18 protein-coding genes and 1 pseudogene are annotated in these 16,668 nt (G+C 62.7%); 5 read left to right on the top strand and 14 right to left on the bottom strand.

The genetic code is table 11. The features are described from left to right. Positions 1–44: 44 nt before the first annotated feature. The 4 genes from OKW40_RS00220 to OKW40_RS00205 all read right to left on the bottom strand — a co-directional run bounded on the left by OKW40_RS00220 (position 45) and on the right by OKW40_RS00205 (position 2,152). Complete coding sequence (locus OKW40_RS00220) at positions 45–536, bottom strand: lytic transglycosylase domain-containing protein (protein WP_429487566.1); 492 nt, start codon at positions 534–536, stop codon at positions 45–47. A gap of 23 nt (positions 537–559) precedes the next feature. Beyond that, positions 560–907 carry a hypothetical protein gene (locus OKW40_RS00215; RefSeq protein ID WP_184044876.1) on the bottom strand — a complete coding sequence of 116 codons (348 nt, stop codon included), beginning with the start codon at positions 905–907 and terminating at the stop codon, positions 560–562. Positions 908–911: 4 nt separating this feature from the next. Further along, positions 912–1,286, bottom strand: a complete 375-nt coding sequence (locus tag OKW40_RS00210; RefSeq protein WP_184067907.1) for a hypothetical protein — start codon at positions 1,284–1,286, stop codon at positions 912–914. 251 nt (positions 1,287–1,537) lie between these two features. Beyond that, a complete protein-coding gene (locus OKW40_RS00205; protein WP_429332682.1) occupies positions 1,538–2,152 on the bottom strand; it encodes a TetR/AcrR family transcriptional regulator in 615 nt (204 codons plus the stop codon). Between the two features lie 84 nt (positions 2,153–2,236). Between OKW40_RS00205 and OKW40_RS00200 the strand changes: the two genes are divergently transcribed. Then, positions 2,237–3,367, top strand: coding sequence for an MBL fold metallo-hydrolase (locus OKW40_RS00200; RefSeq protein ID WP_429487563.1), 1,131 nt, complete (start codon positions 2,237–2,239; stop codon positions 3,365–3,367). 177 nt (positions 3,368–3,544) lie between these two features. Here the strand turns inward: OKW40_RS00200 and OKW40_RS00195 are convergent, their stop codons facing one another. Next, positions 3,545–4,396 (bottom strand): LysR substrate-binding domain-containing protein, encoded by an 852-nt coding sequence (locus OKW40_RS00195; RefSeq protein WP_429487561.1) that lies wholly within the window; start codon positions 4,394–4,396, stop codon positions 3,545–3,547. Between the two features lie 108 nt (positions 4,397–4,504). Here OKW40_RS00195 and OKW40_RS00190 point away from each other — a divergent pair, with 108 nt between their 5' ends. Beyond that, positions 4,505–5,368 (top strand): alpha/beta fold hydrolase, encoded by an 864-nt coding sequence (locus OKW40_RS00190; RefSeq protein ID WP_429487559.1) that lies wholly within the window; start codon positions 4,505–4,507, stop codon positions 5,366–5,368. 44 nt (positions 5,369–5,412) lie between these two features. Here the strand turns inward: OKW40_RS00190 and OKW40_RS00185 are convergent. Beyond that, positions 5,413–5,931, bottom strand: a pseudogene (locus OKW40_RS00185) (ABC transporter ATP-binding protein); the annotation flags it as partial. 263 nt (positions 5,932–6,194) lie between these two features. Between OKW40_RS00185 and OKW40_RS00180 the strand changes: the two are divergent. Continuing rightward, the gene (locus OKW40_RS00180) at positions 6,195–6,572 is read left to right on the top strand and encodes a DUF3022 domain-containing protein (RefSeq protein WP_187626971.1); all 378 of its coding nucleotides are present in this window, start codon (positions 6,195–6,197) and stop codon (positions 6,570–6,572) included. 112 nt (positions 6,573–6,684) lie between these two features. On the opposite strand, the gene OKW40_RS00175 is transcribed toward OKW40_RS00180, so the two are convergent. The 8 genes from OKW40_RS00175 to OKW40_RS00140 all read right to left on the bottom strand — a co-directional run bounded on the left by OKW40_RS00175 (position 6,685) and on the right by OKW40_RS00140 (position 13,845). Further along, the gene (locus OKW40_RS00175) at positions 6,685–6,939 is read right to left on the bottom strand and encodes a hypothetical protein (protein ID WP_260321441.1); all 255 of its coding nucleotides are present in this window, start codon (positions 6,937–6,939) and stop codon (positions 6,685–6,687) included. Positions 6,940–7,122: 183 nt separating this feature from the next. Next, positions 7,123–7,389, bottom strand: a complete 267-nt coding sequence (locus OKW40_RS00170) for a hypothetical protein (protein WP_184024008.1) — start codon at positions 7,387–7,389, stop codon at positions 7,123–7,125. A 50-nt stretch (positions 7,390–7,439) separates the two neighbouring features. Beyond that, the gene (locus OKW40_RS00165; protein ID WP_429487557.1) at positions 7,440–7,598 is read right to left on the bottom strand and encodes a hypothetical protein; all 159 of its coding nucleotides are present in this window, start codon (positions 7,596–7,598) and stop codon (positions 7,440–7,442) included. 94 nt (positions 7,599–7,692) lie between these two features. Continuing rightward, positions 7,693–8,436: an acetoacetyl-CoA reductase gene (gene phbB / locus OKW40_RS00160; protein ID WP_184069596.1), complete on the bottom strand. Its 744-nt coding sequence runs from the start codon at positions 8,434–8,436 to the stop codon at positions 7,693–7,695. A gap of 1,450 nt (positions 8,437–9,886) precedes the next feature. Next, complete coding sequence (locus OKW40_RS00155) at positions 9,887–10,771, bottom strand: phosphatidylinositol-specific phospholipase C (protein ID WP_429487555.1); 885 nt, start codon at positions 10,769–10,771, stop codon at positions 9,887–9,889. Between the two features lie 56 nt (positions 10,772–10,827). Continuing rightward, positions 10,828–11,679 carry a carbohydrate ABC transporter permease gene (locus tag OKW40_RS00150; RefSeq protein ID WP_184069600.1) on the bottom strand — a complete coding sequence of 284 codons (852 nt, stop codon included), beginning with the start codon at positions 11,677–11,679 and terminating at the stop codon, positions 10,828–10,830. Next, positions 11,679–12,548: a carbohydrate ABC transporter permease gene (locus OKW40_RS00145; protein ID WP_429487552.1), complete on the bottom strand. Its 870-nt coding sequence runs from the start codon at positions 12,546–12,548 to the stop codon at positions 11,679–11,681. The genes OKW40_RS00150 and OKW40_RS00145 overlap by 1 nt, the downstream gene beginning before the upstream one ends. A gap of 40 nt (positions 12,549–12,588) precedes the next feature. Next, positions 12,589–13,845, bottom strand: a complete 1,257-nt coding sequence (locus OKW40_RS00140) for an ABC transporter substrate-binding protein (RefSeq protein WP_429487550.1) — start codon at positions 13,843–13,845, stop codon at positions 12,589–12,591. 569 nt (positions 13,846–14,414) lie between these two features. On the opposite strand from OKW40_RS00140, the gene OKW40_RS00135 reads away from it, so the two are divergent. Both OKW40_RS00135 and OKW40_RS00130 read left to right on the top strand, forming a co-directional pair. Beyond that, positions 14,415–15,680, top strand: a complete 1,266-nt coding sequence (locus tag OKW40_RS00135; protein ID WP_429354347.1) for an ABC transporter substrate-binding protein — start codon at positions 14,415–14,417, stop codon at positions 15,678–15,680. Between the two features lie 91 nt (positions 15,681–15,771). Next, positions 15,772–16,647, top strand: a complete 876-nt coding sequence (locus OKW40_RS00130) for a branched-chain amino acid ABC transporter permease (RefSeq protein ID WP_429487548.1) — start codon at positions 15,772–15,774, stop codon at positions 16,645–16,647. Positions 16,648–16,668 lie beyond the last annotated feature (21 nt).

The following is a 16,668-nucleotide window of genomic DNA, read 5'->3' as shown; positions in this document are numbered from 1 at the left end:
GGTCGGGCGTGGCGGCTTTGCCCCGACAGGCCTGCGCCTGAACCTTACCGCTCCGGCTGCAACAGCCCCCAGCTCACGAGAATCGCCTGGATGCTGCGCGCGTAGGCGTCGCGCTCGTGCGGCGATTCCGAGTGATACGCTCCGATTGCGCGCCATGTGTTGCCGTATCGCACCATCTTCTGCTTGAGCAGCCACGCGGCCACGAAGATATTCACGCACGGGTCCGTGAGCGCGCGGTGCGGAATGCCCCGGCTCTCGAGTTCAGGAAAGTGGATCGAATTGATCTGCAATTGCCCCACGTCGATCGAACCGTTGGCGTTGCGGTTGATGGCGCTCGCGTCGCCTTTCGATTCGCGCCATGCCACGGCGCGCAGCACGTGCGGATTGACGCCTTGGTAAGCGCCGGCCTTGTCGAAGCAATCGTCGGCGGGCGGGGCGGCTTGCGCGGCCGAACTGCCGAGCGCCAGCAGCGCCGCCCAGGCGCATAGGGCCCACGACCGCAAAGGGCGGAAGGCGTTGGTCTTGTGCTGGTCCATGAGTCGGGGCTCCAGGTCCTGCTTTACTGCGCCAGCGCGGAATCGAGCTGCCGCTCGATGTCCTTGAGATAGGTGCGCGACGCATCGGAGACGACGAGGCGCGGCGTGGGCATCGCGCAGCGGCAATCGTGCTGGTGCGTCTTTTTCTTGTTGTGCGACGTCGAGCGCGGCGCGGGAAGATCGTCGTCGTCGCCGGTGGAGGGCGGCAGCATGGAGAGCGTGGGCAGCGGCGGGTAGACCTTGTCCGCAGAGGCTGTGGTGACAGCGGTGGCAGTGCCGGCCGCAGTCGCAGGCGCGCTGGCAGCGGGCTGGCCCGCCCATGCGGCCGAACCTAAGCATAGCGATGCCGCGGCGAAAGCAATCAGGCGCATCGTGTCAGCTCCCCGCATGTAGCGGCTGGATCGAGACGCTGTACGTCTGGTTCGCGCCGGTCGTAAGGTTTTCGAGCGTGGGTTTGAGCCCTTGCTGCGGCACGCCCCGCCAGATCGCCTGGTTGATGTACTTGAAGTCCTGGCCCAGCGCCGTTACGCGGATCACAGTGGGCTGCTTCTGCGCGGCGGCGAGCGCACCCGCCTTGGCGAGCACCGTAGTCAGTTGCGGATCGCGCGCGCCGAGTGCATCGGCGGGAATGTCGAACTTCATGATCACGTCCGACACCGCAGGTTTCTCGGCTTGAGCCGTATTGGGCTGCTGCAGTTGTGCACAGCCCGTTACAAACATTACGGCAAGTAAGAGCACAACGCGCGTCACGTCGGGGTCTCCAAAGTTTCGTGGCGATGTACGCGTTTTCGGCTTGGGATGCTCAGACTTGATACCTGGGGGCAAACGTTTGCGAAAAAAGAAAGAGTTCGCTCTCGCGGCGCCGCTTCCCGGAAGGTTGCTGCGTGCACCTCCGCCTTCGAGCAAAGAACTTCTTGCCCTGTCGGGTAAAGCCACAGCGATTGCTACGCGTACGCTCGTCTGAACGCGATCGACTTGACGCCCCAACCCGGCAAACCGACTCACGCATACCGCGCGAGAAACATATCCGCCGCCGCTTCCGCGATGCGCTTCTGCTCCTTGGCATCGAGCGGCACTTGCCCCATCGCCACTTGCGGCCAGAAGGCAAAAGCCTTCACGAGCCCCTGCAACTGCAGTGCCGCGAAGACGGGGTCATCGGTCTTGATGCGGCCGTCCGCGGCGGCCGCCCGGACCCACGCCGTCAGATCTTCCTCGCGTTCGCCCATGCGAGCGACCATGTCCCGCGCGCGCTCCGGTGAATGTATGCCAGCCGCGATCGCCACCCGTGCAAGCGACAAAAAGGACTCGTCGTGAAGCAGCCGCAGCTTGCGCTCCAGCAGATCGAGCAACTGCGCGCGCAACGGTTGGTCAGCACGATAAGAGGGTGCATCGCCGTCATGGCTCGCGTCCCACAGCTGATGGAGAATCGCCGCGAAAAGCGCTTCCTTGCTCGGGAAATGGTTATAGACCGTGCGCTTCGAGACATTCGCGCGGGCGGCGATACGGTCCATGCTGGTAGCGTCGTAGCCGGCCGCGAGGAATTCCTCGATCGCGGCAGCGACGATCGCGACGCGCTTTCGGTCAGTCAGACGTTGGGGGCGGGCACAGGATTCCATCCAACAATTTTACACTGAGCAGTTTACTTTTCTTTAAGATAATCTACACTGCCGAGTGTACATTTTCTTCGGAAGGTCAACTTCATGACGTCGCTTCCCGCCCTGGTCCGCCGAATGCTCGGCGTGAACGCCGCACAACGCAGCCGCGCGAGGTTCAGCCTGTCGCCGCAGCATGACGGCGAGCGCTTTCGCAACGTCAAGCCGCGTCCGGCGGAAAGCCTGCGCAAAACGCTCGGCCTCGCGTGGACGGTGCTGTTCAACAAACCGCGCGGCACCGTGCCCGCCGACGCGTTACCGGTCGAAACGCTGACGCGCGCGCAACTCGACGCGGCGCCCGACCGCAGCCTGTACCGGCTCGGTCATTCGACGATGCTGCTGAAGTTGCGCGGCAAGTTCTGGCTGACCGATCCCGTGTTCGCCGAGCGGGCGTCTCCGTTCCGCAAGCTCGGTCCGAAGCGCTTTCATGCGCCGCCGATCTCACTCCACGATTTGCCGCCGCTGCGCGGCGTGATCCTGTCGCATGATCACTACGACCATCTCGACCGCGAAACCGTGCTGATACTGGCGCAGCGTACCGAGGTGTTTTTGACGCCGCTTGGGGTCGGCGACCGGCTCATCGAATGGGGTATCGACGCGGCAAAGGTCCGGCAGTTCGACTGGTGGCAGGGCACGGAGGTCGAGGGCATCGAGTTCACCGCGACGCCCGCGCAGCACTTCTCCGGGCGCAGCCTGTTCGACGGCAACCGGACGTTGTGGGCGTCGTGGGTGATCGTCGATCACGATTTGCGCGTGTTTTTCAGCGGCGACACCGGTTACTTCGAGGGTTTCAGCGCGATCGGCGAGCGCCTCGGACCATTCGACGTCACGTTGATCGAAACCGGCGCGTACGACGCGATGTGGCCATACGTCCATATGCAGCCCGAAGAAACCGTGCAGGCGCATATCGACCTGCGCGGCCGCTGGCTCGTGCCGATCCATAACGGCACCTTCGACCTCGCGATGCATCGCTGGCAGGAGCCGTTCGAAAGGGTGACGGGGCTGGCGCTCGCGCGCGGCGTCACGCTGTCGACACCGCGCATGGGCGAGCGGCTCGATCTGACCGCGGTGCATCGCGGCGAACGCTGGTGGCGCGACGTTGCGCAAACCGCTGCCGTGCCGAAGGCTTCGTGGCGGATGTGCGCGTCGCGCGGGGTCCAGGAGGGTGAGTCGTCCTGAGGTCGTTGGCACCGCCACGTCTTTGCGGCGCACGAGAGCGCACGAGCGGACTGTTTCGCGGCGGCGCGCGGGTGCGGCGCGCGCACGTTGCCGTTCCCGCCGAAGCGCTCGCGACCTCGAAGTACGCTCCGTCGGAACTGTCCGCCGTGGCGTGATGCGCAACCGTCGATCTGCGGGTCAATTCTTCAGGTCGGCGAGAATGCGTTCCGCGAGAAAATCGCACACGGGCCGTTTCGAAGCGGCACTTCGCGCCAGCACGACTTCAAGCGTGCCGATTTCCGGCAGGCCATTCGCGGTTCCCAGCAGCGAGAAGTGAGCCGGTACCGCGCACCTGGCCAAAGGAGTCACCGCGAGTCCGGCCTCGGCCATCGTCAGCAGACCCAGCAGACTCGGACTTTCATACGAGGTTCGATAGGTGATGCGCGCGCGCTCCAGGCTCCGGATGGCTTTCTCCCGCGCGACGCTGCCGGGCAAAAACACGGCGATGGGCAAGGGCCTTTCACGCCAGATCTCGGTCGCGCCTGGCGCGGCGGCCCAGACCATCGGTTCATGACGCAGGAACTCGCCGTGCAATCCTTTCACGCGCGTCGCGCAGACGAGATCGACCGTGCCGTCCTTCAACATGGGCTCGAGAGCGACGCTTGGCAGGCCCACTACCTGAATCTCCGCCTTCGGATAGGTCGCCGAGAATTTCTTGAGGATCGGCGGGAACAGTGACGTCGCATAGTCGTCAGGCACGCCGATCACCACGCGTCCGGTCACGTCGGGCCGTACCACCGCTGCCCACGCTTCGTCGCGCAGGGCGATCATCCGCCGCGCGTAGGTCAACAGCATTTCGCCGTCCTGTGTCGGCACCACGCTGCGAGGCTTGCGCACGAAAAGCGCCTTGCCGAGCGCCGTCTCGAGCGTCTTGATCTGCATGCTCACCGCCGATTGCGAACGATGCACGACCTGCGCCGCGCGACTGATCGTGCCGGCGTCCGCGACCGCGATGATCATGGACAGCACGTCCAGATCGAGCGCTTTCATTTCCGTTGCCATGATGGTTGATATCAGAAAAGTAGATCGATTCCATCAATATTATGCGATTTTCTTTTGCGAGCACACCCTCGATAGTGGCGCCAAAGGAGCCCTGTGATGAATGCACGTACCAGCCCATCGATTCTGGCCCCGGCCTTTGGCGCGTCCGCGCCATCGTTTGTGACCACTGCATCGAGTCTTGCGATACCGTATGTCGAGTCCGGGCGCGGCGAGCCGATGGTGTTCGTGCACGGCTCGCTTTGCGACTATCGCTATTGGGACGCCCAGATGGCCTCCCTGTCGGGTCGGTTTCGCTGCTTCGCGCCGAGCTTGAGCCATTACTGGCCCGAGATCGATGCATTTGGACACAGCGACTTCAGTTGGGAAGCGCACGTCGAGGAAATTGCCGGATTCATCACGGCGCTCGACCTTGCTCCCGTTCATCTGGTCGGTCACTCGCGGGGTGGGTGCGTGGCTTTCCATCTCGCGCGCGAATTTCCGCGCCTCGTGAAAACGCTGACGCTAGCCGATCCCGGCGGCCCGCTGCAAACCGAAGCGAGGGGGCAGCCCGCGTTCATGCCGCCGGCGACCAACGTGTTGCGCGCACGGGTCGCGGAACTGATCGAGCGGGGCGAGTTCGACGCCGGCTTGTCGATGTTCGTCGACTCCGTGAGCATGCCGGGGTTCTGGAACAAAAGCCCGGAGAGCTTTCGTCGCATGGCGCTCGACAACGCGCTCACGCTGCCAAAGCAGTTGCTCGATCCGCTTCCCGCCTATACGCCGGAAGCCGCGCGCGATATCAAGTGCCGTACGTTGTTGATCGACGGCCAGAAAAGTCCCCGTATGTTCCGCAATACGGTCGACAAGCTCGAACAGTGGATCGAGTTTGCCGAACGCGAAACGATCGACGGTGCGTCGCATGGGATGAATGTCGCGAGACCGGATGCGTTCAACAGGGCGGTTGCGACTTTCGCGGTGTAGCCCGGTTGGCGGCAGAGTGCTCCGGCGTGCACGCTGGTTTTCCCGGCCAGCAAGGTATCGATCTTGTGATCCTGGGCCAGCAACTCGGCCGCCGTACTCGAATGAATGACCGAGCCGCGCTCGAGCACCACGGCGTTGTGCGTGATGCCCAGCGCCTTGCGCGCGTTCTGCTCGACCAGAATCACTGAGAGGCCTTCGTCGCGGATGATCTCCGAGAGGATGCGCATCAAGTCCTGCACGATAATCGGCGCGAGGCCCTCGAGCGGTTCGTCGAGCAGCAGCACCTTGGGATTGAGCATCAGCGCGCGGCCGATGGCCAACATCTGCTGCTCGCCGCCGGAGAGCTGGTTGCCCATATTGGCGCGGCGCTCCTGCAGGCGCGGGAACATCCGGTAGATGCGAGCCAGATCCCACGGACCGGACACGGCGATCGCCGTCAGGTTCTCTTCGACCGTCAGCGACTTGAGGATATTGCGTTCCTGCGGCACCCAGCCGATGCCGGCCAGCGCGCGCTGGCACGGTCGTAGTCCGCGCTTTGCTTCACGAGTCGCGCGCCCACTTCGGGACGCGCCAGCGATTTCGACGGCTTCAGCCGAAGCACGCTGCCTCTTCATTGGGCGGCCAGCGGCAGCCGGACACAGTTCTTGCTCGCGTATTCATCGATTCATCAATTCGGCGGGGCCAGGCGCAAAGCCGGCACGCATGGTGCTGACACGCGAGCGCCGTCGTGCCAACTGGCGACTCGGGCGCAGCGTCGAGCGACCCCGCGGTCACGACGACGCCCGATGCCATGCAACCGGGCCCTCGACCACAAGGAGGAGTTTCAATGAAAGACATCGATCTGAACCAGCGCGTCGAAGAAATCGAACTGGCTCTTTCCACGCTATTCGAGTCGCCGAAGGCGCCCGCGATCAGCAGCTACGACGACGGCCGGACGTTCTTCATCCAGGCCTCCTGGGTCGTCGAGTCACATGGCGACACGACGCTGGATGCGCGATGCGTGCTCACACTCCACTTTTCGGATTCGCAGATTCAGCGTTACGCGCAGATGGACACGGCACAACGTATCCTCGTGCGCGAACGCCTCTGCCAAATGGTCCGCGATCGACTCCGAGCGGAAGGCGGTGAGTTGCCCTTGCGGGGAGAGTGCGCCGAAGACCTGCATGTGGAGGATCGGCTGCTGGATGTCGACGATCAGCTCTGATCCATCGCGGACGGCGTACGTCCGCGGCTTGGCGATTGGCTGTCCGAGCCGGCAGCCGCCTGCCAATCGAGTTGCGCCCGAATCTCCACGATGTAGCGAGGTCGAAAAGTGACTAGCACGATTCTTCGCTCGGGACCGGGGGCGGGAGCGACTCGAGCAATTTCACGAGCCTTGCCTGCTGCTGCGGAGTCAGTCCTTGAGTAGCGCTCACCTGCTGAACACGCGCGCGCCAGTAGGTCCGGCTGAACAACGAATCCGCGCCATCGGAGGACAGGATCCGTTCGAGATGGGAAATCGCATCTCCAGCGGTCAGGGGTGTATAGGGGCTCTCCCTGTCCGGGGGCCCTTTCCTGATTGTTGTTTTCATCCACTTCTCTCAGGTGGTGACCGGCTGGGTCCGGTCGTATACGTCCGGCTTCAATTGGCCGGTTCGTGCCAAACAACCCATGCGGGGCGCGCGCGCCCGCCAGCTACCTGGCGGGCCAGGTAGCATGACGCGCGCGGGGTCGCGTGGCGACGCGACCCATTGCAAGCGGCACGGCCCCGGTGTTCAGCAAAGCTCCGCGGCGGCCACCCACGGCATCGTCTCGAACTGCCTGAGAACGGTGTGCAGCGATCCGGAGAGCCTGTCGGCAAACGCGATCGTCATGTCTTCGACGTCACGTTTGCGGTTGCTCGTAATCCGTACGTCCTCGATGGCATCTGCGACCGGCATCAATACCTGCCACACTGCGGCGACCCGCATGCAGCCGCGCCTCGCACGAACCGTAATCTGATGGCCTGTGGCCTTTAGTTGTCCGGTGGTTTCCGGTGTCATTCTTCAGCCCTCTCGATGTATCTGATTTGTTATTGGCACGGACGATGCACCTACATTCGCCCGCCCGGTTGATGCCACCACTCATGATGATCCAGCTGTCGTAGCAGTCGTGCCCGTCTGCGCTCACGGCGATAGTGATCAATCACCATCAGCATTGCGATGCCGAGGGCCGAGCCCCCAATGATCAGGCCCATCCAGGTCTCACTCATGACACGTTCCTCTCATGGAAGCACAGGGGTGTTGCGTGAATGGTTCACGCCGCTTCGTCCGATGTTCCGGGGCGTACCGGCGCGGTGTGTCGCGTTACTGCATGTGCTGGCCACCGTTGATCGCGATATTGGAGCCGGTCACGAAGCCGGCATCGTCCGAGCAGAGATAGAGCACGAGCGCCGCGACTTCCTCGGGCTTGCCGAGCCGTCCCATCGGGATATGCGGCAGGACCTTCGTATCGAGGATCTCCTGCGGAATCGCGGTGACCATCCTGGTGGCCAGGTAGCCCGGCGAAATCGTGTTGACGGTGACCCCTTTGCGCGCCACTTCCAGTGCTAGCGACTTGGTGAAACCGTGCATGCCAGCCTTGGCCGCGGCGTAGTTGGTCTGGCCGACCGAGCCTTTTGAACCGTTGACGGACGAAATATTGACGATGCGCCCCCAGCCTCGTGCGACCATCTCTTCGCACAGCGGCTTGGTCATGTTGAAGACCGAATCGAGGTTCGTGCGAATGACCGCATCCCAGTTCACCTTGTCCATCTTCCTGAGAGTCATGTCCTGAGTGATCCCCGCGTTGTTGACCAGGATGTCGACCGGGCCGACCTCCGCCCGAATCTTGTCCGCGCAACGCTGGCATGAGTCGTAGTCGGCCACGTCGACCGGGTAAGCGCGGAAGCTCCGGCCCTGAGTTTCCATGTCAGCCAGCCATTTGTCCGCACCGGTGTTGTTCGGCGAGTGCGTGACTACCACCGCATACCCTGCGTCGTGCAGTTTCGTACTGATCGCTTCTCCCAGGCCGCCCATGCCGCCCGTTACTACTACGATTCGCTTCGTCATCCTTTCCATCCGTGATCGTAATGTCTGCGAGGATCGTGAATACCCAATGGCCGTCTCGCATACCCGCCATCGCTTTGCCACAATGCGCTGCCGCCTCCAGCGTCGAGGGAGGAACGGCTGCGGCATTGATTGAACTGCGCGGCTTTTTATAGGCTTGTGGTATTGCGCGAATAGAGCCGGGTGCGTCAGCTCGCGGCGATATGCCGCGCCGGCGCACTGCTCAAAGATTCCAGATGCCCCGAATGGTGTTTCTCGCCTGCCGGTTCAGGGCGGCGAGTTTCTGTGCCCTTCAAACACTTCGCTGGCGAGCGAAAGAAAAATCGACGCATTCGTTCGGCAGAATTTCAGCAAAACTTCGGACGAAAGGTCTCTCATTGCTTCTCCCTCGATTGATTTCGAACCCCGCTTGCCTCGGAGACGACATGCGCAATGAATATGCTGAATGTCGGTCGGAAACGATTCCAGAGCAAAAGTATTATTAGTAAGACTGAATAAACACCACAAAACCAGTTCGGCCCGGATTGCACTTCTGATCGTCGGTATTCAACAGTCGAATGACGACACTGTGTCCATAATCGGGTCGCGGCCGATCGGTTGGCCATAACCCTCGTCAGTCCGGCCGTGCCGCTGACCGGATGCTTCGCCCTGGATTTCAACTGTCATGAAATGACATAACAATCGATGTTAGAAGGTTCATTCTAACTTCAAATTGTTAAATTTTTGAGAAGAAGGGCTAGGTAAATACCCTTATTCCGAAAGGTCGGCTATCAGAGGAGATAGTCGAACTAAGTCGACGTTCGAACGTCCGAACGAAGGACGCGCATGGCCAGCGATGATGAGTGCGCTCTCCGATTGCTTCGCGGAGCACCCCAACAATGTCACGAAAATGTCCCAAATGACAGGACACTGCAGTGAGCACCACCGGATGCATCATTGCATCTCATGCAAGAAAATGACAATTCAGCCGACGCTGTCAGACACTCCTGCCTGGGCCCGGCCGGCTCGCTGCACGAGGGGGCGGCCGCCCAGGCAGCGTCGCTCGTCCGCGGCGCGTGCTGTAGAGAATGACGAACGCTGCGGCGCGGGACGCATAGCGAATGCGTGTCGGCAGCGGTGAACGGGACCGGGTTTCGAAGGGCAACGCAGGCGCACCTAGAACACCGTTCGCACGCGAGCGTAAGATGGAAGCGATTGATCGATGAGTTTCAAGGGGGCGCCATGAAGCCGGTGTGCCCGCTGCACGGGCCAACGACCATTGTCGGCACGAACGCGTTTGGGTTTCCGATCTATGCCTGTTGCCGCGACGACGTTCCTTATGTCACGCCGCCGGACGCCTGTACGCGTGAACCGGCGCAACGCGGACAAGAATCGAAGCCGCCACCGCGGCAGCCTCAGGCAAACAAGGAACCACGCTGACGTTCGCGGGCGACGTCATACCCGCAGCGAAACCTTATCGGCTCCAGTTGCAGTCGATCAACGCATCAACGAGGCGCCAGTCCTGCCAGTCGCAAAAGTCGAGCATCAGCGTGCCGCATGGTTCCGGACGAGCCGCGAGTCGCTCCGCAAGTTGCTCGTGAATGCCGCGATGCCGTGTATCGCCACACGCCACGACGACCGGCGCCGCCGCCATCCCCGTGCCGCTGCAAAAGTTGATGACCCACCGCTCGCCGCACAGAGCGGGGGCGAGGTTCAACAGTGAATCGATAGCGCGCCATTTGTAAGCGATCGATGTCGGCACCGGCACGCGAAACTCGTCCTGAATGGTGAATGGCGCCGGCACGACGTCGATATCGAACGTCGCGTTCTCGGGCCAGACTGTCAGGTCGATGCCGAGCGGCGCTTCACTCGCGAAGCGCCGCAGTAGCACGATGCTCCCGCGTACCGCCTCCAGCAGCGGCCGCCCGGAAGCAAGGTGCCAGCGCACATCCGCATGTCTTTCCACATACCACTCGAAGGTCGCGGCAAACGCGTGGGCGCAGTCACGCGCGGGCCATTCGTCCTTGACGGACATGACGATACATTCGCCGCGGTGAAGCGCGAGAAACTGAGCGCATGTCCGCACCACATCGTCGAAAGTCAGACCCAGCGAGATGCCGCCATGATGAATCGCGAAGCGATCACGCACATGGCGGCAGCGGATGTCGAGGACCCGCACGCCATGGTGCAACTGATCGTCGAGCGTAGCATGCTGCGTGCGCGCGAGCCGGTCATCGACCGTGTAGGCGCAGGTGTCGTGGCTGCCCGGCAAGGTCAGTGCGGACAGCAAGCGGCTGCCATCGATGGCCGACATCCAGTCAGCCGGCGAAACGGTGTGATCAGTCAGGGCAGGGCGCAAGAGAACCTCTGGATAAGCAAAGCGTCTGCTGCAGCGGCGGCGTGAAGTCGGAGCCCCTACTTCAACCCGCCCGAAAAGCCCTGCAGCAGATAGCGCTGCACATAGCCCGCGAGCAGAAGCGTCGGCACCGACGAAATCAGCCCCGCGCTCATCAGTTCGCCCCAGTCGATGCCGTTCTCGGTCACATAACCCGCCATGGCGAGCGGCAGCGTGAAATGACTCGGCGACGAGACGAACAACAGCGCCAGCAGAAACTCGTTCCACGCGATGATGAACACGAAGATGGCGGTGGCAACGAGACCAGGCGCGCACAGCGGCACGACGATGAAGACGATGCGCTGCGCGAGGTTCGCGCCGTCGAGCGCCGCGGCCTCCTCGAATTCGATCGGCACGTCGCGCACGAACGGCAGCAACATCCAGATCGCCATCGGCAGCGCGTACAGCTGATAGGCGAGTATCAGCCCAAACAGCGAATCGAGCAGATGGAGCCACTTCGCTAGCGAAAACAGCGGTACGGCCACCGTAATCGGCGGCATCAGCTTCAGTGCCAGCACGAGCAGCAGGAACAGCAGATCGAGGCGCGCGGGAAACGCAAGCCGCGCGAGAGCATAAGCGGCCGGAAAAGCCAGCGCGAGCGCGAGCAACGTGGCGCCTGGCGCGACCCACACGGAGTTCAGCACCGACTGGGCCATGCCGCTTTCCCACACCGCCGCGAAATGCTCGAACGTGGGCGCCGAAGGCCACAACGCGAGCGGATGGGCGAGGCGTTCCAGCGTCGGCGTGAAGGCCGCGCCAGCCATCCAGATGCACGGCAGCAGCAACACCGCCAGCGCAGCGATCCGCAACAGCCCTCGCACTGCGGCAGCGGACGAGCGTCGCGCGAAACCCTGCAAGCGTGCGAGGGGCATCAACGGTCGCGCTTGACGGCCGATTTCCATATGTATCCCGAGACCAGCACCGCGCACGTGAGCAGCATCAGTACCGAACCCGCGCTGGCGGGTCCTACGTTGAAGAACCGGAAACCCGTGTCGTAGATGTACGTCGACAGCGTTTGCGTGGCATTGCCCGGACCGCCGCCCGTCAATGCGTACACCTTGTCGAACAGCTTGAAGGTGTCGATCGAGCGCAGCAGCATCGCGAGGGCGACGTGGGGTGCAACGAGCGGCAGCGTGATGTATCGCAGGCACTGCCATTCGTTCGCGCCGTCGATGCGGGCCGCCTCGGCGATTTCCGGCGGAATCGACTGCAGCCCCGCGAGAATGATCAGGAATGCCATCGGCGTCCATTGCCAGACATCGACCAACATCAGCGACCAGAGCGCGAGGTGCGGATCGGATAACCAGGGCACCGCCGGCAGACCTGCCGCCGTGAGCAGCGCATTCAGGAAGCCGCGGTAATTGAGCCAATTGCGCCAGATGGCGGAGCACACGAGCGTGGAGAGCATCATCGGCAGCACGGCGAGCGGCAAGGCGATGCGCCGGCCCGGAAACGCGCGCACGAACAGCAGCGCGAGCGCGAGGCCGAACAGGACTTCAGCGAGCGAGGCCACGCTCATGAACTGGATCGTATTGACGAAACTCGTGCCGAACTCGCCGTCCGCAATGACCGATCGATAGTTGGCGAGCCCGATGAACGAGCGATGCCCCGACGCGTAATTCACCGAGAAAAACGAATCGATCAGCACGCGCGCCATCGGGTAGAGCGCCAGCACGCCGAGCACGAGCGCGGCTGGGCTCATCAGGACGATCAGCGGCAGATAACGTCGCAACCCGCTCATCGACTCTCTCCCACGCTTGTCTGCGCTGTCACCGCCGCTTTCACTGCAATGCGGCGTTGGCCTGGGCGATCTTCTGCGCCGCCTGATGCAAGGCTGCGTCGGGCGCGGCCTGCCCCGTCAGCGCGAGTTGCAACGCGTCGCCGAGAATCGCCTCGATCTGCTGCCAGTCTTTCACGCGAGGCCGCGCACGGCCCGCTTCGAGCGCCTTCAGCTGGTCCGGGTACCAGCGATACTGCTTGACGAGCGTCGGATTGACGAAGACGCTCTTGCGCGTCGGCGGAATGCCGAGCACGGCCAGTTGTGTTTGCGTGGCCGACGAAGTCAGATAGGCGAGGAAATCCGCCGCCACTTTCGCATGTGCCGCATCTTTCGCAATACCCATTTGCCAGATGCCGAGCATCGGCGCCGGCCCTTTGACCTGACCGGGCGGCGGTTGCAGCGCGACCTGGCCGACGACGCGCGACTTCGCCGGATCGTCGAGCGCGGGCAGCCAGGCGGGCCACACTTCGATGGCCTGCGCGGCCGTGCCGCCTTGCAGGGCGTCTCGCACTTCACCGGCGCCATATACGTCGACGTCCTTCGGCGCCCACTTCTTCAGGGCGAGCAGCATCTTCAGCGCGGCCAGCGCTTCGGGCGAATCGATCGTGACCTTGCCGTTGGTGTCGACGACATCTCCGCCATAGGCCCAAAGGATCGGCAGAAAACCGGTGACGACAGGGTTACCCTTCACGCCGCGAAACACGACACCCGAGACGTCCTTGTCGGCTGTGCCGATGGTCTGCGCGATCTTCAGCACGTCGTCCCAACTGCGCGGCGGCTGCAGGCCGCGACTCGCGAGCAGATCCTTGCGATAAGCGAACATCTCGACATTGCCGACGATCGGCATCGCGTACAAGGTTCCCGTCGACGTGCGTCCGAGGGAGATCGTGGACGTCACCATGTCGGCATCCGCGAGCGTGGCGGGCAGCGGCTGAAGCCATCCGTTGGCGATGAATTCGGGGGACCAGGTGTCGTCCATCATCACCAGGTCATAGGCGCGCGTGTTTTCGCGTAATGACAGCTTCAGTTTCTGATACAGGTCGTTGTTCGGCAGCTTCAGCAACTCGATATCGACGCCCGGGTGCTGTTTCTTGTAGCCGTCCACCGCCTGCGCGAGTCCGCGGCCGTAGATGTCGTCCCGGCCTGCGATCACGAGATCCGCGGCATGGGCACCAAGGGCGGCGATCGACAGGCAAGCCGCGACGCAAGCCGCGCGCAGGCAGGCGAACAGGGTCGTCCGCTGGATCATTGAAGCCATGGCTCTTGAATTCCTCCAGGGGAAAGGCGTACGCGTACGATGAGTCCAGAGCAACCCACCCCGCTTTTTTTTGATCGCGCGCAGCGTTGCGAAAAATAGATGCCAGATGCGGCAGCGGGAATTGCAGCAACCTAGCATGACGTACATGTGTCAGCAAGCAAGGTTGCCGGGTAGTGTTCGGACCCGCACGCAGGCACGCTTGCCGCGTGGTCCGTTTCCGCGCCGCGACCGCCCTCGGCTGATCATGGCGCGGGTTGGTCCATTGAACCGCCGCACCAACCCCGCAAAGCGATGCGGCCACAATGCTTCGGATCACGAATGAGCGAGAGGATGAAGGCCGCTAGTCTCGCGGTCCATAGCCATCGCTCTCACTATGGACAAACCGCGTCCGGTGGCGCGGGCGGCAAAATTTTTTCCGCTCTGCACCATGAAATCCGTAGGGACCCGGTCATCGTTTGTACCGATTGAGCGCTGCGAGTCCCGTGAATATTGTTGTGTGCGCATTCTTCAAATGCTGCGATGTGGCGGGCAAATGTTGCTCAACGATCCTTTCGAATCGGAGATGCATGATGTCCAGTAACAGTGTGTGGCGAAACTTTCATTGCGTCGTCGCGACGGGGATGGTAGCGGCGGGCCTGGCTCTGCCGGCAGGCGCCCACGCGGCGGCAGAGCCGATCAAGATTGGCGTGATCAGCGAAGAATCCTCGGTGGCGGGCGCTTCGATCAGCAAGGCGGCGCAACTCGCCGCGGACCAGATCAACGCCAGCGGTGGCGTCGATGGCCGGCCCATCCAGATCGTCGCGTACGACGACCATTCATCGGCTTCGGACGGCGTGCGCGCCTTCCAGCGCGCGGCGACTCAGGACAAGGTAGTCGCTGTGATCGGCAGCTACATCAGCGAAGTGGCGCTCGCGATGGAACCGTGGTCGGGACGCCTGAAGATGCCCTTCATTACGCCCGGCGCGGCTAGCAACGACATCTCGAAGCACGTTCACGACGACTACGACCACTACAAGTACACGTTCCACGGCTGGATGACGTCGGCGTTCATCGCACAGTCCATCTGCGACTTCTCACACGACGTTCTGGTCGGCCAGTTCAAGATGAAAACGACGGTCGTCATGAGCGAGGACGCGGCGTGGACCAAGCCGCTCGACGAACGCTACCTCGAATGCCTGCCCAAAGCGGGACTTCAGGTGCTCGATCACATCCGCTTCAATCCTGACACTTCCGACTTCACGCCGATCTTCAACCAGATCGAGGCGAAGCACCCCGATACGATCACCACCGGCATCAGCCACGTTGGCGTGCAGCCGACCGTGCAATGGCACGACCAGCAGGTGCCGATCCCGATGTCGGGCCAAAGCTCGCAGGCCACGACCACGAGCTTCTGGAAGGACACGAACGGCGCGACGGAAGGCGTGATCACGGCCTCGGCCGCGGCGCCGGGCGTGGCGATCACGCCGAAAACGGTACCTTTTACGGATGAGTATCAGAAGAAGTTCGGCGTTTCTCCGGCGTATTGCGGCTTCACGAGCTACGACCTCGTCTACATCCTCGCGGACGCGATCAAGCGCAACAAGGGCTCGACCGATCCGGACCAGATGGTCGACGCACTCGAGAAAACCGACTACGTGGGCACGATCGGACGCTGGCAGTTCTACGGCAAGAGCGATCAGTTCACGCACGCGCTGAAGTACGGGCCCGGCTATATCACGGGCATCGACCTGCAATGGCAAAACGGCAAGCAGGTTGCGATCTGGCCCAAGTCGATTGCCAACGGCGTGGTCAAATTCCCGACCTTCATGAAGGTGCAGCAGGCAAGCGCGAACTAGCAGCGCGACGATCGCGACTGTCCGGACCCGCGCGTAGCGAAGGCCCGGACAGCGCACGCATCGACACCTTAACCAACATGAAAGGCCGGGCATGTTGCTACTGCAGATTCTCGTCGACGGCTTTGCGATCAGTTCCCTCTACGCGCTGGGCGCGATCGGTTTCACGTTGATCTTCGGCGTCTCCGGCATCTTGAATCTCGCGCACGGCGGCGTGATGCTGGTCGCGGCGCTGATGGGCTGGATGCTCGCGGGCGAGGCGGGACTTGGCACCTATCTCGGCACGCTGCTCGGCGTGTTGGCGGGTCTCTTGACGGCCTTCGTCACCTACCTGATGGTGGTGCGGCCCATTCAACGCTCGGCCGCGATTCCCGGCGAAGAGAAGGAAATCTTCGTGCTCACCGGCACGCTGCTGTGGGGCATCATGATCCAGCAGGGCATGGCGTGGCTCTTCACCGACAACCCGGTGACGATGCGCCCGCTGATCAGCGGTGTGGCGATGGTCGGCAGCGTGCGCGTGCCGTTCAACGAAATCATGATCGCGGCGGTCTGCTGGGCCGTGATCGGCATGTTGTGGCTGTTCGTGAACCGCACGCGCGCAGGCAAGGCGCTGCTCGCGGCTTCGATGAACCCTCGTGGTCTCACGCTGCTCGGTTTCGAACTCTCCCGAATCTATCTTCTCGCGTGGAGCATCTATGGGGTGCTGGCCGGTATCGCGGGCGTGCTGCTCGCTTCGTTCCTCGGCGTGAGCACCAACAATGCGGGGCAGCTCACGGCCAGCGCATTCTCCATTGTGGTGCTGGGCGGGCTCGGCAGCGTGTCCGGTTCGCTGATGGCCGCGTATGTCGTCGGTTATCTGGAAACCATTACGGCCTATCTGATCGCGCCGACCCTGCGGCCGCTGCCCGCGTTGCTGCTGCTGGTGCTCGTGGTGTATGTAAGACCCCAGGGCTTCCTGGGACGCCGCTAACAGTGCGAATGGAGCGTACCC

The sequence above is a fragment of the Paraburkholderia sp. RAU6.4a genome (assembly GCF_050435625.1).
In the GTDB taxonomy this organism is placed as follows: Bacteria; Pseudomonadota; Gammaproteobacteria; order Burkholderiales; family Burkholderiaceae; genus Paraburkholderia; species Paraburkholderia tuberum.
This window is presented reverse-complemented; position numbering and strand designations above follow the sequence as displayed.